The sequence below is a fragment of the Massilia timonae CCUG 45783 genome, assembly GCF_000315425.1.
Lineage (GTDB): Bacteria > Pseudomonadota > Gammaproteobacteria > Burkholderiales > Burkholderiaceae_D > Telluria > Telluria timonae.
In genome coordinates this window covers 100,491-122,231 of record NZ_JH992926.1, presented here as the reverse complement: position 1 = coordinate 122,231, position 21,741 = coordinate 100,491, and the positions used below count along the sequence as shown (strand labels likewise).

The 21,741-nt window shown below is 62.7% G+C and carries 15 protein-coding genes; 7 read left to right on the top strand and 8 right to left on the bottom strand.

Going from position 1 to position 21,741, the window contains the following annotated elements:
- The first annotated feature begins 142 nt into the window (after positions 1-142).
- Positions 143-3,094, top strand: coding sequence for a TonB-dependent receptor (locus HMPREF9710_RS23380; RefSeq protein ID WP_005670567.1), 2,952 nt, complete (start codon positions 143-145; stop codon positions 3,092-3,094).
- An 85-nt stretch (positions 3,095-3,179) separates the two neighbouring features.
- Here HMPREF9710_RS23380 and HMPREF9710_RS23375 read toward each other — a convergent pair whose 3' ends face one another.
- Entirely contained in the window at positions 3,180-4,235 is a 1,056-nt protein-coding gene (locus HMPREF9710_RS23375) for an IS1595 family transposase (protein WP_229409922.1), read from the bottom strand.
- 140 nt (positions 4,236-4,375) lie between these two features.
- Between HMPREF9710_RS23375 and zwf the strand changes: the two genes are divergently transcribed.
- Complete coding sequence (gene zwf / locus HMPREF9710_RS23370) at positions 4,376-5,842, top strand: glucose-6-phosphate dehydrogenase (protein ID WP_005670563.1); 1,467 nt, start codon at positions 4,376-4,378, stop codon at positions 5,840-5,842.
- A gap of 20 nt (positions 5,843-5,862) precedes the next feature.
- Here zwf and HMPREF9710_RS23365 read toward each other — a convergent pair whose 3' ends face one another.
- Positions 5,863-6,339, bottom strand: a complete 477-nt coding sequence (locus HMPREF9710_RS23365; protein WP_005670562.1) for a MarR family winged helix-turn-helix transcriptional regulator — start codon at positions 6,337-6,339, stop codon at positions 5,863-5,865.
- A 36-nt stretch (positions 6,340-6,375) separates the two neighbouring features.
- On the opposite strand from HMPREF9710_RS23365, the gene HMPREF9710_RS23360 reads away from it, so the two are divergent.
- Positions 6,376-7,104, top strand: coding sequence for a siderophore-interacting protein (locus HMPREF9710_RS23360; protein ID WP_005670560.1), 729 nt, complete (start codon positions 6,376-6,378; stop codon positions 7,102-7,104).
- On the opposite strand, the gene HMPREF9710_RS23355 is transcribed toward HMPREF9710_RS23360, so the two are convergent.
- Positions 7,101-8,045, bottom strand: coding sequence for a 2-hydroxyacid dehydrogenase (locus HMPREF9710_RS23355; RefSeq protein WP_005670558.1), 945 nt, complete (start codon positions 8,043-8,045; stop codon positions 7,101-7,103). The two genes, HMPREF9710_RS23360 and HMPREF9710_RS23355, sit on opposite strands and share 4 nt — an antisense overlap.
- Positions 8,046-8,163: 118 nt before the next feature.
- Between HMPREF9710_RS23355 and HMPREF9710_RS23350 the strand changes: the two genes are divergently transcribed.
- The 4 genes from HMPREF9710_RS23350 (at position 8,164) to HMPREF9710_RS23335 (ending at position 12,902) form a co-directional block, all read left to right on the top strand.
- Entirely contained in the window at positions 8,164-9,321 is a 1,158-nt protein-coding gene (locus HMPREF9710_RS23350; RefSeq protein ID WP_005670556.1) for an acetyltransferase domain-containing protein, read from the top strand.
- Positions 9,322-9,467: 146 nt separating this feature from the next.
- Positions 9,468-10,652 (top strand): alpha/beta fold hydrolase, encoded by a 1,185-nt coding sequence (locus HMPREF9710_RS23345; protein ID WP_005670554.1) that lies wholly within the window; start codon positions 9,468-9,470, stop codon positions 10,650-10,652.
- A 193-nt stretch (positions 10,653-10,845) separates the two neighbouring features.
- Complete coding sequence (locus HMPREF9710_RS23340; protein WP_051205177.1) at positions 10,846-12,249, top strand: APC family permease; 1,404 nt, start codon at positions 10,846-10,848, stop codon at positions 12,247-12,249.
- Between the two features lie 53 nt (positions 12,250-12,302).
- Complete coding sequence (locus HMPREF9710_RS23335) at positions 12,303-12,902, top strand: SAM-dependent methyltransferase (protein ID WP_005670549.1); 600 nt, start codon at positions 12,303-12,305, stop codon at positions 12,900-12,902.
- A 73-nt stretch (positions 12,903-12,975) separates the two neighbouring features.
- Here HMPREF9710_RS23335 and HMPREF9710_RS28105 read toward each other — a convergent pair whose 3' ends face one another.
- From HMPREF9710_RS28105 to HMPREF9710_RS23310, 5 genes are all read right to left on the bottom strand, one after another.
- Complete coding sequence (locus tag HMPREF9710_RS28105; RefSeq protein ID WP_005670547.1) at positions 12,976-14,052, bottom strand: DUF6708 domain-containing protein; 1,077 nt, start codon at positions 14,050-14,052, stop codon at positions 12,976-12,978.
- 308 nt (positions 14,053-14,360) lie between these two features.
- Positions 14,361-15,611: an IS256 family transposase gene (locus HMPREF9710_RS23325; protein WP_157225748.1), complete on the bottom strand. Its 1,251-nt coding sequence runs from the start codon at positions 15,609-15,611 to the stop codon at positions 14,361-14,363.
- Positions 15,612-15,682: 71 nt separating this feature from the next.
- The gene (locus tag HMPREF9710_RS23320; RefSeq protein WP_005670544.1) at positions 15,683-17,902 is read right to left on the bottom strand and encodes a T6SS effector BTH_I2691 family protein; all 2,220 of its coding nucleotides are present in this window, start codon (positions 17,900-17,902) and stop codon (positions 15,683-15,685) included.
- Positions 17,896-18,756 (bottom strand): DUF4123 domain-containing protein, encoded by an 861-nt coding sequence (locus tag HMPREF9710_RS23315; RefSeq protein ID WP_157225727.1) that lies wholly within the window; start codon positions 18,754-18,756, stop codon positions 17,896-17,898. Before HMPREF9710_RS23315 ends, HMPREF9710_RS23320 begins: the two co-directional genes overlap by 7 nt.
- A gap of 25 nt (positions 18,757-18,781) precedes the next feature.
- Entirely contained in the window at positions 18,782-21,589 is a 2,808-nt protein-coding gene (locus tag HMPREF9710_RS23310) for a type VI secretion system Vgr family protein (RefSeq protein WP_005670540.1), read from the bottom strand.
- Between the last annotated feature and the right edge of the window lie 152 nt (positions 21,590-21,741).

Below are 21,741 nucleotides of genomic sequence, written 5' to 3'. Positions count from 1 at the left end.
GGCCAATTCGTAAATATTTTTACTTTGGCCTGACCAAAATTCGTTAAGTTGCCATAGAATTACAAAACTGGCCTGACCAGATCCCAGATGCAACACCGGCCGATCACCTGAACGCGCCGCTATAAAAACGCACGGAGACAAGATGAATCACACCCCGCACCGCGCAGTCCTGCGCAAACTGACCCTGTGCCTGCTCGGCACCGCCTCGGTATCGGCGCTCTCGCTCGGCCCGGCTTTTGCCCAGGAGGTGGCCGCGACGCCGACTGGCGCCGACACCGTCAACGCCCAGACCGTGGTCGTGACCGGCCTGCGCGCCTCGCTGGAGAGCGCGCTGAACGCCAAGCGCCAGGACAACGGCATCGTCGACGTCATCAAGTCGGAAGACATGGGCAAGTTCCCGGACACGAACCTGGCCGAGTCGCTGCAGCGCGTGCCGGGCGTCGTGATCGATCGTGACGCCGGCGAAGGCCGCAGCATCACCGTGCGCGGCCTGGGCCAGGACTTTACCCGCGTGCGCATCAACGGCATCGAAGGCCTGGCCACCACCGGCGGCACCGACAGCTCGGGCGGCACCAACCGCGGCCGCGGTTTCGACTTCAACGTGTTCGCGTCCGAACTGTTCAGCGCCCTGACGGTGCGCAAGAGCTCCTCGGCCGACGTCGATGAAGGCTCGCTCGGCGCCACCGTCGACCTGCAGACCCTGCGCCCGTTCGACCTGCGCGGCTTCAATGCCACCGTCGCCCTGAAGGGCAAGTACAACGACGGCTCGGAAAAAACCGACCCACGCGCGGCCTTCATGGTCTCGAACACCTTCTTCGACCGCAAGGTCGGCGTCCTGTTCTCGGGCGCCTACTCCAAGCGCCGCGTGCTGGAAGACGGTTTCAGCACCGTGCGCTGGGATAACGGCCCTTCCTCGGGCGGCTGGTGCGCGCCGCAAGGCGTGGCCGCCAATCCGAGCAACTCGACCGCGACCACCTGCGGCCCGGCCGCGCAAGGCGCCGATCGCCTGCCCGGCACGCCAGAGAACATCGCCGCCTACAACGCTGCCAGCGACCCGAACAACTTCCATCCGCGCCTGCCGCGCTACGGCCGCCTGACCCACGACCAGGACCGCCTGGGCCTGACCGGCTCGGTGCAATGGCGTCCGCAACGCGGCACCTTGCTCACCTTCGACATGCTGTACTCGAAGCTCGATGCGACCCGCCAGGAAGACTTTCTGCAGGCGACGTCGTTCAGCCGCAGCGCCAGCCAGGGCGGCAAACCGCAGGTCGGCGTGCTCGAAGCGCAGTACGCGCCGAACGGCTCGCTGCTGTACGGCCGCTACGACAACGTCGACATCCGCTCCGAGCAGCGCTTCGACGAGCTCAAGACCACCTTCACCCAGCCGACGCTGACCCTGGAACACAAGCTGAGCGACACCTGGAGCATGAGCGCCAGGTACGGGCGCGCCGAATCCAAGTTCCGCAATCCAGTCCAGACCACGGTCACGCTCGACGCCCTGAACGTGGATGGCTACAGCATCGACTTCCGGGGCGACAGCCGTCGCCCGGTCATCAGCTATCCGTTCGACGTCAACGGCAGTCAACTGGGCCTGATCGGCGTGCCGCAGGTCGCCAGCGGCGCCCAGCCGACCACCGTGCCGAACACCACCACCAGCGAGATCCGCATCCGTCCGCAAGGCACCGACAACGTCAACAACGTCGCCCAGTTCGACCTGGCGTGGGAAGCGAGCGACAACCTGACCTTCAAGGGCGGCATCAACAGCAAGAAGTACACGTCGGACACCTATGAGTTCCGCCGCGTGAACCAGAACGACACGATCTTCGCGCCGCCGGCCGGCGCGACCGGCCTGACCACCAATATGACCGGCTTCGGCAGCCAGCTCGGCATGCCGGCCGGGAACGCGACCGGCTGGGTGGTGCCGAACCTGCAGGCCATCGCCGCCGCCTACGACATCTACTGCAACTGCATCAAGAGCGGCCCTGCCGGCGGCCCGGGCGACTTCACGCTGTCGTCGATCGAGAACGGCAATGCGCGCGGCAACAACCGCTCGGTGACCGAGAAGAGCGACGGCGTCTACCTGATGGGCGAGTTCCGCCACGACCTGTGGAATATTCCGGTGCGCGGCAACATCGGCGTGCGCTACGTGAAGACCGACCTCGAAACCATCGGCTACCAGGCGGCCGGCGGCGGCACCCAGGTCAAGGTCGAGCACGACTACACCGACACCCTGCCATCGTTCAACCTGACCGCCAACGTGACCGACGAGTTCATCGTGCGCTTCGGCGCGGCCAAGGTGATGACCCGTCCTCAACTGGGCTTCCTGTCGCCGGGCGGCAGCATCGCCACCACCGGCAACCTGTCGATCAACTCGGGCAATCCGTTCCTGAAGCCGTTCCGCGCCAAGACCTTCGACAGCAGCTTCGAGTACTACTTCGCCAACAAGGCCTTCGTCGGCCTGGGCCTGTTCCAGAAGAACATCGACACCTACATCCAGAGCCTGCGCACCAACGTGGCGTTCAAGGATTCGGGCCTGCCGCTGTCGCTGCTGCCGGCGAACTTCACGGGCGAGGAAGTCTTCCAGCAGACGCTGCCGGTCAATACCGATGGCGGCAAGCTGAAAGGGTTCGAGCTGAGCTACCAGCAGCCATTCACCTTCCTGCCGGGCTGGGGCAAGAACTTCGGCACCCTGCTGAACTACACCAAGGTGAGCTCGAAGATCGAATACCTGGTCTCGCCGACCGGCGGCGCCACCATCACCGACGACCTGCTGAACCTGTCGCCCAAATCGTGGAACGCCACCTTCTTCTATGACGACGGCAAGTTCAGCGCGCGCATCTCGGGCGCCAAGCGCTCGGGCTTCGTGACCCGCGTGCCGGGCCAGAACAACAACGACGTCGAGGGCAAGAACGAAACCTTCAACGTCGACCTGTCGCTGTCGTACAAGGTCAACGAGAACCTCGAGTTCACGCTCGAAGGCGTCAACCTGACCAATGAGGAAAACGACCAGTTCATCAGCCGCGCACGCGACAGCGTGGTGGTGAACAACGTGACCGGCCGCGAGTACCTGTTCGGCCTGCGCTACAAGTTCTGAGTCCTGCATCCTGGTGGCTTTGCGGCCCGCGCTTGCGCGGGCTTTTTTTCGGCGCTGTTCGCGTTATTTCGTCACATGGTTCTGCTCAGTCTGCTTTGACGGCTGCCACCAATAATTGAGTCGGCGTCACTAAACTGCCCGCATCGAGTACCCGCCGCCAGCCCGAGTAATGGATCAGATAACGGCTGGCGATGCCATGAAAACGCACAAGCCAACGCTTGAAGCGGCTGTGCCAGCCGTTTACGTGGTTCAGGTGGAGCGCGCCGCGCGCCCGTTCGCCGGCGCGCAGGTTGATGAACTCGTGGGAAATGCCATGGCGCTTGGCGAAACCGCGATAGACGATGGCGCCGTCGCTGATCAGGAGCGAATCCGGCGCCAGCACCGGCCCCAGGCAGCGATCGAGCCAGGCTCCTGAGACCGGACCGCGTCCGCAATGAAAATCGAGCGCTGCACCGCCGCGTTCGCAAGCAACCAGCAGGCAATCATGGTCGCGGCCGATGCCGCGGTGGCTGGCCACGCCACCCCGCCGCCGCGCCGGCCGGGTCAGCTTGCGTGATCCTTTTTGCGATTCAAGCAGGTATGTTTCATCCGCTTCGACCACGCCCGCCAGGCGCGCCGCGCGCTCGTGCGTGAACCCGGCCACCATCCGGTGGCGCCAGCGAAAACTGGTGGTGCGGTGCACCTGGACCGCCTCGGCGCTGGCGCGCACAGTCCGAGAATCCAGCAGGCACTGAAGATAAGTGAGCCAGTGCTCTTTCTTGCGCAAGTGGGCGAGCCGGGTGCCGCTCAGGGCGTTATAGCTGCGCCCGCACGCCAGGCAGCGCCAGCGCTGCAGGCCGCTGGCGTGTCCGCAGCGGTGGGAACGCGTCCCGCCGCAGCGAGGACAGCACTTCCCGACCGCCGCCCGTTCGATGAGCGCGATGCAATTGGCTGCGGCATCGGCTGCATCGTCGACCATGGCCAGGAATGCGCGCAGCTGGGAGCGTGCTTGGTGGTCCAGCGGGATGCCGCGTAGGGCGGCAAACAATGCATCGAAATCCAGACTGTCCACGGCCGCCTCTTCGGAATGACTCGACAGTACTGAGACCGGGCCGGACAGACAGGGTTCGCAGAAATAACGCGAACAGCGCCTTTTTTTCATTCCGCCGTTCGTTCACCCAACGGCGAAGGCAAGCTTGCCGCTTTTACCAGACTTTATTCGGCCATGTAGGCTACAATCAAAGACCATTTCAGGCGAGCGCACGACGCAAGCGATCTATACAACCTGTCAGCGAAAGAGACATGAGCACCTCGAACGAGCAAGATAACGGCCTTCCCCTCGACATGACCATCTTCGGCGGCATGGGCGACCTTGCCATGCGCAAGCTGTTGCCCGCCCTGTACATGGCCTTCCTGCACGGTAACCTGCCGCCCTCGACCCGCATCCTGTCGACCGGCCGCCAGGACTACGATCGCGCCGCCTATCTGGCCTTCGTCGAGGAGCATTCGCGCTCCTTCATCAGCGCCGCCAATTTCAACGAAAAGAGCTGGGCCGGCTTTCTCGACCTGCTGGTCTACGTGCGCCTGGACGTCTCGAACGCCGAGATCTTCGACACCCTGCGCGATGCGTCGCGCGACGGCGCCCAGCGCGTGTTCTACCTCGCCACCGCGCCGGCGCTGTTCACCACCATCTGCGACAAGCTGGCCGCCACCGGCCTGGTCGACGCCAATGCGCGCGTGGTGCTCGAGAAACCGCTGGGCCGCGACCTGGCCTCGGCGGTCGAGATCAACGAGGCGGTCGGCAAGCACTTCGCCGAATCGCAGATCTACCGCATCGATCACTACCTGGGTAAAGAGACGGTGCAGAACCTGATGGTGCTGCGCTTCGGGAACTCGATCCTGGAACCGCTGTGGCGCGCGCCGAACATCTCGAGCGTGCAGATCACGGTGGCCGAAGAAGTGGGCGTGGGCAGCCGCGCCGGTTTCTACGACAGCGCCGGCGCGATGCGCGACATGGTGCAGAACCACCTGATGCAGCTGCTGTGCATCGTCGCCATGGAGCCGCCGACCTCGTTGTCGCCGGACGCGGTGCGCGACGAAAAGCTGAAAGTGATCCGCTCGCTGCGCCGCATGACGCTGGCCGACATCGCGCGCGACACCGTGCGCGGCCAGTACACGCGCGGCGTGAGCGGCAACCAGGAGGTCAAGGGCTACCACGAAGAGAGCAATGTGCCGGCCCAGAGCCACACCGAGACCTTCGTGGCGCTGCGCGCGCACATCGACACCTGGCGCTGGTCGAAGGTGCCGTTCTACCTGCGCACCGGCAAGCGGATGGCCCGCCGCTCGTCCAAGATCGTCATCGAATTCGCCAATCCGCCGTTCCCGCTGTTCCCGGAAACCCCGGGCGGCGTCGCCAACCGCCTGGTGATCGAGCTGCAGCCCGAGGAAGCGATCAAGCTGCAGATCTTCGCCAAGCAGCCCGGCAGCGGCATGCAGATGCAGCAGGTCGCGCTCAACCTCGACCTGCAATCGGCCTTCCAGCAGCGCCGCGCCGAGGCCTATGAACGCCTGCTGATCGACGTGGTGCGCGGCCGCCTGACCCACTTCATGCGCCGCGACGAACTGGAAGCGGCCTGGGAATGGGTCGAGCCGATCATCAACGGCTGGGAAACCCTGAACGAGAAGCCGCATCCGTATGCGGCCGGCTCGTGGGGTCCGGCCGAGTCGTTCGCCCTGCTGGCGCGCGACGGCTTCGGCTGGGTCGAGTAATCGCCGGACGACCGGGCGGGCTAGTCCGCCCGCTGTTCTTCCAGATTGGCGCGCACCCGCGCCAGCAGCGCCATCAGCTGGGCCTGTTCATCTTCGGACAGGCCGGCAAGCGCCGCCTCCCCCAATGCGCCGCTCTGGCGGTGCAATCCTGCGAACACTTCCTGCCCGGCCGCGCTGAGCGTCAGGCGCGTGCTGCGCCGGTCCTGCTCGTCGGCGGCGGCCTCCAGCAGCTGCGCTTCGCGCAGCACCCGGATAAGACGCGCCACCTGGGCCTTGTCTCTTCCCGAATGCGCCACCAGATCACTCTGTGTGGCGCCGGGATGGCGGGCAAAATAGCCCAGCGCCTTCATCTCCATATGCGCCAGCTCGTGCGGCCCGCTGCGCAAACCGCGCAACTGCCGTGAACGGTAGAGATGCACGATCGCGTGCATCGCCTCCAGGGGATCGTCCGCACGATTGCCGTGGTTTTGGTTGACTCTATCAACTTCTTTTTGCATAATGGTGGATACTATCAACTAATTCTGGAGTGTAGCATGTCTGAATCCCACATTCCCGCGATCGAGCGTGTTCGCCACGACCTCAAGATTCGCGAGGTCGAGGTTGCGCGCATCGAGCAGCTCAGCCCCGGCTTTGCGAGCATCACCTTCAAGGGCGCCGCACTCTCGGATTTCACGTCGCTGTCCTTCGACGACCACGTCAAGTTCATGTTCGACGATGCGGGCGGCCAGCAGGTTCGGCGCGACTATACGCCACGCCGCTTCGACCGCCAAGCCTGCGAGGTCGACCTGGAGTTCGCCCTGCACGGCCATGGCGGCGCGGCCGAGTGGGCGCGCAATGCCACGGTCGGCGCGAAGGCCGTCATCGGCGGTCCGCGTGGCTCGATGATCCTGCCGCTGGAGATGGACTGGCACCTGCTGGTGGGCGACGCCAGCGCGCTGCCGGCCGTAACGCGGCGCCTGGAAGAACTGCCGTCGGCGGCCCGGGTCCAGGCCGTGCTGCTGGTCGATGCGGCCGACCGCCGCGAATTCGCCACCCAGGCCAACGCCGACGTCCACTGGGTCGCATCGAACGAAGAACTGCTGCAGGCGCTGAAGGATCTGCCGTTGCCAGGCGGCGCCGGCCTGGCCTGGGGCGGCGGCGAGGCCTCGCTCATGGCGCAAGTGCGCCAGCTATTGATCGAGAAGGGCCTGCCGCGCCAGGCGGCGCGGATCTCGGCATACTGGAAGCGGGGCGTGGCCGATCACCACGAACATCTCGATTAAATCACTGGCGTCGGCAGTGGCTCGCCATCGAAGTGGGCCAGCAGATTGGCCACCGCCAGCCGCCCCATCGCGCGCCGGGCCTCCACGGTGAAGCTGCCGACGTGGGGCGTGAGCACCACGTTATCGAGCGCGAACAGCGCCGCCGGCACGTTCGGCTCATCCTCGAACACGTCCAGCCCCGCCGCGCCGAGCCGGCCGTCCCGCAGGGCCGCGACCAGCGCCGCCTCGTCCACCACCGAGCCGCGCGCGATGTTCACCAGCGTGCCTTCCGGCCCCAGCGCCTCGATCACGTCCAGCCCGACCATGTGCCGGGTCTCCGGGCCGCCCGGCATGCACAGCACCAGCATATCGCTTTCGCCTGCCAGAGCCAGCAGCGAGGCGCTGCGCCTTTCCGGCGCCGGCCCCGGACTGCGCTGGTAGTAACGGATCTCCATTCCGAAGTCCTGCAAACGTTGCGCGACCGCCTGGCCGATGCGGCCGAAGCCGACGATGCCCGCCACCTTGCCTTTCAGGCTGCGGGCCTGGGTCAAGGGCGCCTTGGCCGGCCACGCGCCGGCGCGCACGTAACGATCCAGCAGCGGCAGGCGGCGCACGGCCGACAACAGCAGGGTGACGGCGAAATCGGCCACGTCGTCGGTCAGCACGTCGGGCGTGTTGGTCACATGGATGCCCTTGTCCGCCAGCAGCGCCAGCGGCACCGCATCGACGCCGACACCGTGCACCGACACGATCTCCAGCGCCGGCAGGCTGGCCACCAGCTCCCGCGTCACACCGAGCGTGCCGGTGGTGAGGACGGCGCGGATACCGCCCGCGATCGCGTCGAAGGCCGGCTGGCCGGCTACCGGAATCCCCGGCACGAAATGGCACTGGAATGCCTGCTCTACCTGCGCGCGCACCTCTGGCGACCACACGCTGCCCAACACGAGAATCTCTGGTTTCATCGATGAATACCCTGCCCTGTGACTGAATATGGATGGGTCGAGTATGCCAGAGGAGCAAGCCCCACGCCGGTCGCCGGTCTTTTTCCGGCGGACGGCTTCCCGTACAATCCCGACCGATATGAATATTCGCACCTCCCCCATTCCGCTCCACGGCGCGAGCAAGCGCATCGCCTCCATCGACGTCGCCCGTGGCCTGGTCATGCTCCTGATGACGGTGGACCACGTCCGCGAGACCTTCTTCCTCCAGCACCAGGTCAGCGACCCGATGGACGTGGGCGCGACCGATCCCGGCCTGTTCTTCTCGCGCCTGGCCGCCCATTTCTGCGCCCCGATGTTCGTGTTCCTGACAGGCCTGTCGGCCTGGCTGTACGCCAACCCGGCGAGCGGGCCACGCAGCGCCACGGGATTTCTGGCCAAACGCGGCGCCTTCCTGATCCTGCTCGAGATCGTGGTGATCAACTTCGCCTGGACCGGCAGCTTCACGCCGCACACCGTCTACCTGCAGGTGATCTGGGCCATCGGGCTGTCGATGCTGGCGCTGGCCCTGCTGCACCGCCTGCCCCTGGCGCTGCTGGCGGCAACTGGCGTCGCCATCGTCGGCGGCCACAATGCGCTGGCCGGGCTATCGTTCGAACCCGGCTCCTGGCTTGCCGCCGCCTGGACCATCCTCGAGCAGCGCGGGTACCTAGCGGACGACCCGGTACGGGTGCGCATCAGCTATCCGCTGCTGGCCTGGATCGGCGTGATCCTGCTGGGCTATGCCTGCGGCCCGCTGTATGCGCGCGCCACCGCGCCCGCGCTGCGCCGGCGCTGGCTGGTCGCCGGGGCCCTGGCCTGCCTGGCGCTGCTGCTGGTGCTGCGCACCTGGAACATCTATGGCGAGAACCTGCCGTGGGCGCCGCAGGGCGAGCTGTTGCGCAGCGCGATGTCGTGGCTGAATTTCACCAAGTACCCGCCGTCGCTCGACTTCCTGCTGTTGACCCTGGGCGTGGGCTTGCTGGTGCTGGCCTGGATCGAGCAGGTCGACGCTGGCTGGGCGCGGGTGGCGGCGGTGTTCGGCGGCGCGCCGCTGTTCTTCTACATCCTGCACCTGTACCTGCTGCTGGCCGCGCAAAGGATCGCGGCGGGCATGCTGGGCGTGCCGCGGGCGGATTTCTCGCAGGTATGGCAGGTATGGCTCGGCGCCGTCGTGCTGGCGGCGCTCCTGTACTGGCCGACGAAACGCTTCGGCCAGTACAAGCGCGCGAGCGGCAAGGCCTGGGTGAAGTATCTGTGAGCACAGTTCGATTCCGCTCGGCTATATCTGTTTGTCCAAAGTTTTACCTAGCGCAAACTGGCTCGCGATTCGAAGCGTGCGCGGTTGGAGCCCGGCAGTAGTTGGCGTAGAGTCTCGTGATCGCCAATTCGACGGGATCGCCATCCATGTACGCCAGCAACTGGAACAAGCTCGGGGCCTTCGGAGACCTCGGCACACAGGCCCTCAAGCAAATGGACCGCAGCCGCCAGGCCCGCGGCAAGATGCTGGACCGCGCCGGCTACGGGCCGCAGCAGACCCCGTCCACCGTGATCATCGAGCAGCCCGGCCTCAATCTGCACCGCTACCAGGACGCTCCCGCCGGCGGCCCGGCGGTGCTGCTGGTGCCGGCGCCGATCAAGCGCGCCTATATCTGGGACCTGGCGCCCGACATCAGCGTGGTGCAGCGCTGGAGCGAGCGCGGCTACCGCGTCTACCTGGCCGAATGGCTGCCGATGCCCGACGGCGACGGCGACGTCGGCCTGGACGACTACGGCGACCGCATGCTGTCGGCCTGCCAGCAGGCGATCATGGAGGACAGCGGACAAGAGCGGCTGACGATCGTCGGCCACTCGCTGGGCGGCATCCTGGCCGCCATCTACAGCTGCATGCACCCCGAGCGCGTCACCGCGACCATCCTGCTCGAGTCGCCACTGCACTTCGAACAGGCCAGCTGCTGCTTCTCGCCGCTGGTCAACGCCACCCCGCACGCGCGCGGCATCGCCGACGCCTTCCGCCACGTGCCCGGTGTTTACCTGAACATGATGAGCGCGATGGCCGAACCGCAGGCCTTCCAGTGGGAGCGCATCGCCGACCGCTGGCTATCGCTGCTCGACCCGAAGGCGCTGGCCACCCATATGCGGGTCGAGCGCTGGACCCATGACGAATTCCCGCTGCCCGGCCGGCTGTTCACCGAGATCGTCGAGTCGCTGTACCGCAACGACGACTTCATGCAGGGCCGGCTCGACGTCAAAGGCCGCACGATCGGCCCGCACGACCTGCGCGCGCCGCTGCTGTGCGTGGTCGACTTCCGCAGCAAGGTGATTCCGCCCGAATCCGTGCTGCCCTTCCACGAGGCCGCCGGCAGCGAACGCAAGCGCGTGCTCGAATACCAGGGCGACGTCGGCGTCAACCTGCAGCACGTCGGCGTGCTGGTCGGCCGCAGCGCGCACGCCGCGATCTGGCCGGCCATCTTCGAGTGGCTCGGCTCGCCCGCGCCGGCGAATGCATCCAACAATGGACACAAGCCGGCCTTGCCGGCGGTCGTGGACGGCGCCGTGACTGACACCAGGGCATCCCCGGCTGCGGACTAGCGGCACGGCACGGCGCCCTGCCGCGCCAAACTGTATTTATCTTTATAGCAATTCAATCGCGCGCCATCTGCTCTGCGGTCTGGATAACATCCAGTACCGAAAAGCGGGTGAGCGAGAGTGTATTTATAGGCTCCCCATGTGTAACCAAGCGCGACCCGGCCCCCGGCCGCCGGCGTGCCCAACCGATCACGACATGGATGCCCTAGAAGCAGAACGCGCTATTTCAGCCCCTCACGACACCCGTCCCCGACCCACCATCGGCCTGCGCGAAGCGGTCGCCGTCATCGTCGGCGTCGTGATCGGCGCCGGCATCTTCAAGGCCCCGTCCCTGGTCGCCAGCATGAGCGGCGGGGCCACGGCCATGTTCACGCTGTGGATCATGGGCGGCGTCGTCTCGCTCATTGGCGCCCTGTGCTATGCCGAACTGACCACCTCGTATCCGCATGCCGGCGGCGACTACCACTACCTGCACCGCGCCTACGGCCGCTCGGTCGCCTTCCTGTTCGGCTGGGCGCGCTTCTCGGTGATCACCACCGGCTCGATCGCGCTGCTCGGCTTTGTCTTCGGCGACTACATGCAGCAGGCGATTCCCTTGAGCATGCTGCCGGCCGGCTGGGGCAGCACCGCGTACGCCGTCGCCGTGATCGCCGGCCTGTCGGCGCTCAACCTGCGCGGCATCCGCACCGGCACCGGCGCCCAGACCTTCCTGACGGTCGCGGAAATCCTCGGCTTGCTGCTCATCGTCGGCGCCGCCGCGCTGTTCACCGATCCGGCGCCCGCATCGGCGGCCGCCGCAACGACCGCGGGCGCATCCGCCCCGGCCACCGCCGCCCTCGGCATGGCGATGGTCTTCGTCCTGCTCACCTATGGCGGCTGGAACGAAGCCGCCTACATCAGCGCCGAGATGCGCGGCGGTCCGCGCGACATGGTCAAGGCGCTGACCATGGGCATCGTCATCATCACCGTACTCTACCTGATGGTCACCTGGGCCTACTGGAAGGTGCTGGGCATGGAAGGCATGTCCGCCTCCGAGGCGGTCGCGGCCGACGTCATGAAAGTCGTCTTCGGCCCGGCCGGCGAAAAAATCATCTCCGTGCTCGTGGCGGTTTCGGCCCTCACCTCGATCAACGCCACCATGATCGTCGGCGCCCGTACCAGCTACGCCATGGGCCTCGACTGGAAAAAACTGGGCCGCCTGGCCGAGTGGGACAGCGAGCGCGGCACGCCGACGGTCGCCATGACGGTGCAATGCGTGGCGGCCCTGGCGCTGGTCGCGACCGGCGCCGCGTTGGGTGGCGGCTTCAAGGCCATGGTCGAATTCACGGCGCCCGTGTTCTGGCTGTTCTTCCTGCTCACCGGCATCTCGCTGTTCGTGCTGCGCCGGCGCGAGCCGCGCGCGCCGCGGCCGTTCGAGGTGCCGCTGTATCCAGTGCTGCCGCTGCTGTTCTGCGCCAGCTGCGCCTATATGCTGTGGTCGAGCCTGTCATACGTGTACAGCCAGCAGCTGGGCGGCCTGAACGCCGCCTGGATCGGCGTCGCCGTGCTGGCCATCGGCGTCGTGCTTTTGCTGCTGCTGCGCGCGAAGACCGACCAATGAATGCCATCCGTTTTATCCCCCCAAGTCCAAACCCTGACCAAGGAGCTGTGCTGATGAACCCGCAACCTCGCCGCCGTACCCTGCTGCTGTCCACCGCCGCCGCCACCGGCCTGATGATGTTCCCGTTCGGCCGCGCGCTGGCCCAGGCAACTGCCGCCACCGCCGCCACGCCGCGCCTCGACGTGCCTTACGTCCCGACCCCGCAAGAGGTGGTCGACAAGATGCTCGACCTGGCCAAGGTCGGCAAGAACGACACCCTGTTCGACCTGGGCTGCGGCGATGGCCGCATCGTCGTCACCGCCGCCAAGGAACGCGGCGCGCGCGGCACCGGCATCGACATCGATCCGACCCGCATCGCGGAAGCCAAGGAAAACGCCAAGAAGGCTGGCGTGTCCGATCGAGCGCAGTTCCGCGTAGGCGACCTGTTCAAGACCGATTTCTCGACGGCCACCGTGGTGACCCTGTATCTGCTGCCGACCATTAATGCCAGGCTGCGCCCGCAACTGTGGAAGCAGCTCAAGGTTGGGACGCGCGTGGTGTCGCATGCCTTCGATATGGGATCGGAATGGCCGGCGGAGAAGACGGTCGAGGTGGATGGCCGGACGATTTATTACTGGACCATTACTGAGGCGAACAAGAAAGAGGTGGCCTGATGTAATTTTCAGAAGAGTGCCCTAATAATCGGACTGAGACCGCTGATCCATATGCGGCGCAAGAAACCAGCCTTCATCTCATCAATTGAGTCGAGGGATAGCTGGGCCTCAACTTCAGTCTGCCGTCGCTGATCTTGCGCGGCCGGAATTCCACTCCGGCTGCCGCAGCAGCTTCGGGATATACGGCAACCCGATCGCCGCTCCGATTGCCAGTTATAGCAAACGGGTCATCAACCTCGACTTTACAATCTGCCTCGACTTCGCTTGGCCACTCAGGAATTTTACTGGTCCACATTGCGAAGATCCGATTCAAGCTGAAAATTGCACAAAGCGGCAACGTCATTAAGTAGATCGGAACATATACGCCTGCAATATTTGCAAGCATTCGTTCGATACCGATTCGAATGCTTTCTTTTTTTCCATCCAGTGGCATACAGAACTGGACTTGGTTAGAAACTGCCTCGGGGCCTTCCTCCATGTACCGTCTTATGAATTCCCAATGTGCTCGGAGGAAGTCGAACTCTGATAGCCTGCTAGGACGTTGACCATTATGGTCTAGATACAAGAGGCCAGTATAACTCAGGGAAAATGTTCTCTGTATAAGCGACGTTTTCGGATCAAGAATATGACCACGAATCTCCCACTCATGCAACCGCGGCATATGACCTAGCGTAAAAAATATTTCATCCCAAGGTGTGCTACTCACTGTTCCGTCGGTGTGAAAAACATGGACAAGCCGCTTCTTGCGATTAAATCTTACTGGATAATGCGTAAACGAGAACCAATCTTTACGTAAAAGCCATATTCCAATGAGGAACATTGGCATGAGACTTGATGTTAGTATCAATACAGTCTCGATACCGGATGGTTGTAATTTCAACCCATCACTCTTAGTGAGAGCTTCCATGATCGCTGTCCCAACTATTACTAAAACAGTCACTATCGCCGGCAGAGCGAATACTGAAAGGCTGCCTCGCCAACCATACCATTTATCTACAGATTCGAGAAAAGTAGAATTCATCTTTATCACGCAAAGGTGGCTGTATGGCTCAATATCCAACTTCTCATTCTGCGCTAGCCGATTATCCAGCTCCTCCTTACTAAGAGGTCGATTGACACGATATTTAGGAAGCAATCCAAAATAGTTCATCGGTATCCTCACTTGAACGCTTGAGCCAACTGCTCTTGTTCAATTTTCATGCTAATGTAGCGCTGGTTCAACAACACTCCCCAAGGACATCTTTCAAGCCAATCCTGTAACCGATCATCCTTAATAAACTCGATCAATAGCCCGACTGCGACGTATAGCGCCACTAGCATGAGGGTTACTGGAAACGCCGCCCCGAAAAGTATTGCCAAGGCCAAGAGAAGACCTATAAACGCCGACCCTACATAAGCCACAAATAGCAAACCTAAAGGACCTGTCAGAAATTCTGTGTGCGGGGCCAGAATTCAGAGTTAGATAATTGCGTTCGTGAAGCGCTCGCCGAACATGATAGCGAACTGGTTGGCAGCCTGCTTCCAGGTACGCTGCGGCATCTTCCAATCTTTCTCGATATTGCGCAAGGCCAGGAACAATAACTTGGTCGCGGCTTCGTCGCTGGGGAAGTGGCCGCGGTTCTTGACGATCTTCCGTAGGCGCATATGCAGGCTCTCGATGGCGTTGGTCGTGTAGATAATCGTGCGCACTTCAGGCGGGTAGGCAAAGAAGGGAATCACCTGCTGCCACTGGCGCCGCCACATTGCAGCCACGGTCGGAAACTTAGTGCCCCATGGACCTTCCGCAAACGCGTCCAGCGCCGCTTCTGCCAGGTCGGCATTGGCAGCGTGGTAAATCGGCTTGAGCGCCGCTGCCAGCTCTTTACGGTCCTTCCAGGCCGCAAGCGTCGTCGAGTTGCGGATCAGGTGCACGATGCACGTCTGGATCTGCGCCTGCGGATAAACGGCTTCAATGGCCTCGGGGAAGCCACGCAGGCCATCGACGACAGCGATCAGGATATCGTCCAGCCCACGATTCTTGAGCTCGTTGAAAACCTTCAGCCAGAACTTGGCGCCTTCGGTCTGCTCGATCCACAGACCCAGCACTTCCTTGCGGCCGTCGGCACGAATGCCCAGAGCCAAATACACAGCCTTGTTCTTGACTGTACCTTCGTCCCGGATCTTCAGGCGCAACGCGTCGAAATAGACGATTGGATACATCGCTTCAAGCGGCCGTTGTTGCCACTGTGCGACCTCGTCGAGCACCTCGTCGGTGATGGTCGAAATCAGGTCCGGCGACACCTCGGTACCGTACAACTCCAGCAGATGCGCCTGGATCTCACGCACGCTCATCCCACGCGCGTACATGCTGATGACGTGATCATCAAAGCCAGACATCCGGCGCTGATGTTTGGCCACCAGCTTGGGCTCAAAGCTCGACAGGCGATCGCGCGGCACGTCCAGGTGGAGCTCGCCGCCGGGCGTGAGCACCTTCTTAGGGCTGCTGCCGTTACGGTGGTTTTTAGTGCCTTCTTCCTCGTTGGCCAAGTGATGGTTCAACTCGGCCGACAACATACGTTCGGCCAGCATCTTCTTGAGTTGCCCGGCCAGGCCCGATTCGCCAAGGATCGACTCAGCGTCCTTGTTCTCAACCTGGGCCAGCAACTGGTCGATCAGCTCGACGGGGAATGGGTATGCTGCTTTTTGCTCCTTGAGCTTCTTAGTGGTCATCACTTCGGTCATGGAACAGTCCTTTCGGGATTATTTCATGACCCCGGTTCCACACAGAAATTCTGACAGGCTCAACCTAAACCATTCTCTTTCACCGTTTCTGCCGCTTTGAACATGTCCAGTACTGCCATCAGAAGGCCAGCCACCGCGCCCGCGCTCCTACCTAGCTGCATCAGAGCCCATCCCGACCACGACAAAAAGCGTTGCCCATAGAGCATCCCCTGTGAAGCTCGTGCCCGCAATGCGCCGCCGATAACTTCACATGTAGTACCAACTAAACCACTGATAGCAGCCACTCGCCGCCAACGAGCATCTTGCTTTTCATTTGCAAGGCTCGTCTCCTCATCTTCATACACCTTCGTCAAGCAAACAGCCTGTAAGATCGCAGTGACCACGCCCCATCGAACTTTTTGGTTAATTACCGATCTCCAGCGTTCTAAACGAAGCGACTCCAGTTGCTCCACCGATCGCAGACTCGACCTCAGCTGTGTTTCTTGTGCAACTCGACTCATACCGCTGGGCAGGTTCTCGATAGAGGCGCGATCGGCGCTGACCACCCAACGCAATTTTCTGCTTCCTTCGACCCTCATGCCGCGTATTCGCAGGCGCTCCAACTCGAGGCTTACTGCCGCGCGCAGCTGGTTCTCGCTGATCACCGCACCACTCGTCCGTATCATCTGCTTTGCTAGATACCTTACAAACTGCGAACGCTTCCCACTAATTTCGAAAACGGTGACGGCATCTCCAGAGATGAACCCCAACATCATCAGCGTCTTATGAAAGCCGGGTCGGCCATCCACGACTTTTCCCAGGATCCGGGCCACTGGGCCAGATATCTGCGCAATATACAGTGCAAGCCCATTTGTAGAATTATCATCCAGCGCTTCCATTGCAGCCTTGTACACTTCGAACAGACTGTCCCATGGTATTTGCCGACTATTGAGAGCGACTCTTGAAGCTTCCTCTATCGACTCAGCAACTGCAGACTGGTTAAGGATAGACGCCCTCAAAAGAACATTCTTTTTATCTTGAAAATTTCCCTGAAGGAGTTCTACATACAATTTACTGCAGCAGGTTTTATCCTGTGTCCCGGCGATACAGCTGGTCACGACATTGGTATAAGCCGCCCCACACAGGGCGCTGGACGGATCATAATTAAATTCAAGATAATCCGTGAATGCTGCACTCTTGAACCATTCCACATGGCGCAGAGCCAACGGTGCGATCGATTGCTCATCGAATGCCTTGAGCTTCGCATCGAATTCCGCCCTCCATTTCTGCCGGGCAGCGTCATCGAACTTCCTGCCGTATTTAGACCATGCAGACGTTGTGGCTCGATCAAGCTCAGCCGCCGTTACCTCTCGCACGTTCGCGGTCTTGTTACGTGTTGACTCAGACAGAACATGTCCTAAAGGGTCTATTGCTTCCATTCTCGATGCCGCCATCCGTGCGGCCTCGATCTCTTCCGTTTCGGCCTTGCCAACGATCGAAGCTTTTATCTGATCAATTCCCGCACTTGCAGCAAGATTCCTCTGGTCGGTGGGATTTTTTGCAATGAACGCCTCGAGCAGATGCGTCATCAGGAACGCCAGCTCCTGTACTATGCCGGCTGGGTCAGGCACAGTAACAATCAATCCTTTTCCTGCCCGTATGTTCTCGAACTCCTTGACCAGCTTCTCGCCGCCGCCGAAGCAAGCACAATATCGGAACGGACTCGCATCGATCAGCGGCTTGATACGAGGCGACGGCAGCGCATACTCTGTTACAACCGCCTCCACCTGCCGAATCGGTTCGTGCGGCCCGCTTTTTGCCGCCATGATGCTGCGGACATCCACCTCCACCATATGGCGCCTGCGAAGTTCCCGGTCCTCATTCGCCTTGCGCACATTCGGAGTCCACAGCGTGTCGCTGAATCCGATCCACACCGAGGTAGCATTGGCCGGATCAGAAATCGTGATACAGCCGGCCGCTTCACGATGTCCCTCGATCGTGCAATTAAAAGGTCCAGTCGGCGTGAGCAGAGACGAGAGAATCGACGTCAGCGAGAGCTTGTAGAGAAGCGCTTCCGGTGTCACGAAATAGCAGTCCCATCTCTGCCGGGCTTCGTCGTATACGTTGACGTAACCGCTACGCAGCAGCCGCTTGGTATAGTGGGCAGTCGTGGGCGGCAATGCTATCGGCGGGCCTTTTGTCTCCGGAGCGCCTGAGCGCGCGGGAACCACCGCGTCACGCACAAGCAATAGAGGCAAACCGCGCTTGTCGCAGAACTCGCATTTCTTTGACGCTAGCATGACATTCTCCGATCTTCCACCAAGGCGCCCTCGCGCAAGGCGCGCCAGACCTCTGGGGCGATCAGTGCGAAATGGTCTGATAAATAGGAATCGTTGCGGTTCGAGGCGTATTGCCTTATAGCGGCCGCGACGCAGGGGTCTTCATCGAAGCCGGGGCGGCACACCAGGGCGCGAAACGCGAACTCGGTCAGATCCTCAGCCCCCAGCAGTCCATATCGCGAGGCGCCACGATCCAGCGCCGCTTCGGCTGCTTCACTGCAAATATCCAGCTGAGCGGCGTCCCGTATGTCCGCACGTCGTAGTGCGCGATTCACAATCCCGATTCTGGCGATACGTGCCCAGTCCCTGTACGCGGGCGCTTCATTAGCACGGTCCGGGCGAGGCTGGGGAATGCTCCCTCCAATCTTCCGCTCCACCCATGCGCCGCCGATCCGATAAGTGATGGCGTCGATCCGTCCGAACAAGTGGCGACACTGGGCAGGCGAAAGGATACGGAGTAGCTGATGGAGGACGCGTGGGTCATGCATCCTTAACCAGACAAGATTTCCACTATGAGGGGACGCGAGTTGCCCGGCATTCCAGCGACGCTCGACTTCGTCCATGCCGATCGCCGTCTTCAGCATTACCGCCACAACGGGGATGTTCATCCCGGGGGCAGTGTCATCGGTACCGCCAAAAAGTTCCCCCAGCGCCGATTCCCGAGCTGATTTCAGCTCGACCAAGGCAGGCATCAGATGGGCGCTGCCAGCCAACCTTCGCGGCACCAGCGGTGCTACACGCACCCCCTTTGGCACCAGGGCGCGCATCGTGGCGTCGACCACGCCGTACGCATGCCCTCCGATCAAGTCATTCATATGCGTAGCCATGGCGCCGTTCAAATCAAGAGACCGGCACGATGCCGTCCCCTGCCGAAGCGGCGCCCGCCGCACGCATCTCACACAGTTTCAGCTCCCCAGGCTGCGGCAGCTTCACCTCGGAGGTTGCTTTCTGGGGGCCGCCCAACTCCTTCTTGCCGGCCTTGAACTCGACCTTGCCGGGGGCATGCACTTCGATATTTCCTCCCTCCAGGCGGATGCAGGCGCCCTGGGCTGTCAACAACACGTGCTTCTTCGGTGCGCGCACCGTCACCGACTTGGCAATACTGGCGACCGAGATCGACTTATCGGCAACGAACCGGCTCGCCGCGGATTGACTCTGCAAACTCAGGCGACCACTAGCCGCGTGAAACTTCATTCCCGTTTCCTGAAGCGGGCGCGCCTTGTCGTCCACCTTGCCGTAGCTGAAGAGGCTGATGCCGGCGACCGCCATGACCGACATATTCCCCTGCGCGACGACGCCGACGTCTCCTCCCGCTGTCAGCGATCCCGTCTGCTCCGCCGCCAGAATGACATTCGCTGGCGAGACCGCGACAATGCCCGCCGGACTCCAGACCTGCAAGAGGGCTTCACCATAGGCCGTCGCGCGGCACGCGTCGCCGCCATCGGAACCGGATCTCCCCGCCGCCGTGCCAGCCAGCGCCTTGGCGGTCTGGCGCATCGCCGCCAGCGCCGGCAAGGCATCTCGCGACGGTTCACCGGAAAGCACCGCCTGATGGCCGCGGGCACGCTCGGCCAAATCGTCCTGCAACTGGCAACACTGCTCGATCTGCCCGCTCGCGGCCGAACCCAATTGCTGGCGTGCGCCGTCCTGGATACCGGCGGCGAGCAGCAGGCCGTCTCCTGCCCTGAGTGCGGCGGCATGCGCGGTCTTGAGCTCGGCGCCGGCGCCAACCGTTGCCAGTCGCTGGTTGTCGGCCCGGTGCCGCAAATAGCCGAGATTGAGCTCGGCCATGCCATCATGCGCACGCTGGTGCCGCTGCAGGCCGAGACCGGACTGGCCCGGACTGTCGTCGAATACGAGCTGGCTATAGGCATCCGTACCAAGCTGGCTGGCGCCCATCGCCTGCGACTTGAACCCAGACAACACCGCTGGATGGGCATGTCCACCTTCCTCGCCGGCGAACCACGGCGGCGCGTTGCCGGTCGCAGGTCCGGCTCCGCAATGCACCTGGTTATGCTGCGCATCCGTCTGGCCACGGCCGTTGTACAGGCTCGCAATGGCCACCGGCCGGTCGATATCCCCATCCAGGAAATCGACCAATACCTCTTGCCCCACCCTGGGAATGAAGCTGGCGCCCCAGTTGGCCCCAGCTACCGGAGCCACCACCCTTACCCAGGTGCCTGCCAAGTCGTTCCCAGGCGCTCCCGTATGCCCTTCGGGAGAAGGGTGTTCCAGGCGGCTATGGCTGACCGTCCCACGCTGCCAGTGAAACTGAACCTTGATGCGATGGTCCCGATCCGTATGCACCAACGATCCCGGCGGGCCGACCACGATCGCCGTCTGCTGCCCCTGGACCGTTGGTCGTGGATGTAGCGACTGGCCGGAGTCATCCTTGCTACTTTTCCGATACGGAATGCTGGACAGGATCGCTTCGGCGCAATTGCGATACAGGGGCCGCTCGACCTTACGGGCGCCCACGGCTTGCAGCTCGCGGTCGGCGAGTAATGTACGCGCGGTAGGACCGGGGCCGAGCAGGTCGGTGACCTCGCCAAGGAGTTCCGCCGGCAGATTATTGTGCATCAGGTGTACAACACGAGTTGCAAGAAAGGTACGCGCCTCATCATCCCTCTCGCGATCGAATAGCGCATGACCGCGCAAGGTGAATGTCGTTCCCGGCATCAGGGTGCGCACTGTCCCGGCGCAAACATGCACGACACGGCGCGCCTGCAGGGCCTGCAGCTGGATCTCGGCAAGGCGATTGCCCTGGACGCGGCTCGGATACGCATACATCCCCGGCATATCGCGACTGCGAAGCGGCGGCCCATCCGCATTCCATTCATCGGCGTTCACCGGCCGGGTTTGGGCAGCGCGATAATCCCAGGTATCCAGGTCGATCGCATTGGCAAGCATTCTCGCTTCGGTGCGCCAGCGATCGATGCTGTCGGCCTTCATGACCGCGCCAGGCTGGGTAAATTCCACGCGCGCCCGCCTGTTGCGCCGGAATGTCCCATTGTGGTCGGCGATGACCATCGTATGCTTCCCGCGCGACGGGCTGCCTGGATTGCCTTCGTGCTCGAAGTAGTGGAACAGCCCCTCCTCGTGCAGAAGGCGCTCGACGAACGCCAGGTCGCTCTCCTGATACTGGGTGGTCAGGCTCCGTCTCGGGTAAACAGCCCGATCGGCTACCTCGATCCTCCACGCAGGATCCAGTCTTGCCTTGCCCTGGTATCGCCTGAATATGGTTTCGAGAATCTCGATGACGTCCATATCCTGGAAGACCCTGCTGTCGCGCCCAAGCGCCATGAAGGCGGTCCATGGCTCAACGGTCAACAGGTATCGTGCAAAGCCGCCATCCGATCCGGCCAGCTCGGCCGCCGTTACGTGCCCATGAAAGGCGCGATGGCTGTCGCGCGATTCAGCGGTGAGCAACTGCAACAGCACCGGCTGACCGAGCAGGCTACGCAAGGACAAATGGGAATCAGTCGACAGCGCATCGATTCTGAAACGGAATCCGGCGCTGATCGCTTCCTCTCCGCGCGCGCATTCGGCCAGCAGTTCGGGACCGGCCGGCGTGTGCAGCGCGAGCAGGCGGGTATCTTGTGTGAAGCGAATGAGTGAGGCAAGCGCGGCATTCCCAGGTTTCGGCATGAGCCCTCCGTGCAGCGCCCATGACCGCGGAGAACTTCCGATGTCTACATGGAGCGCGGGAAACATCGGGAATTACACGCGACATGCGAGAAGGTGCTCTTGAGAAAACTCATGCAATCGCGGACGCACCTTTCCGTGCATGCTACGGAGAT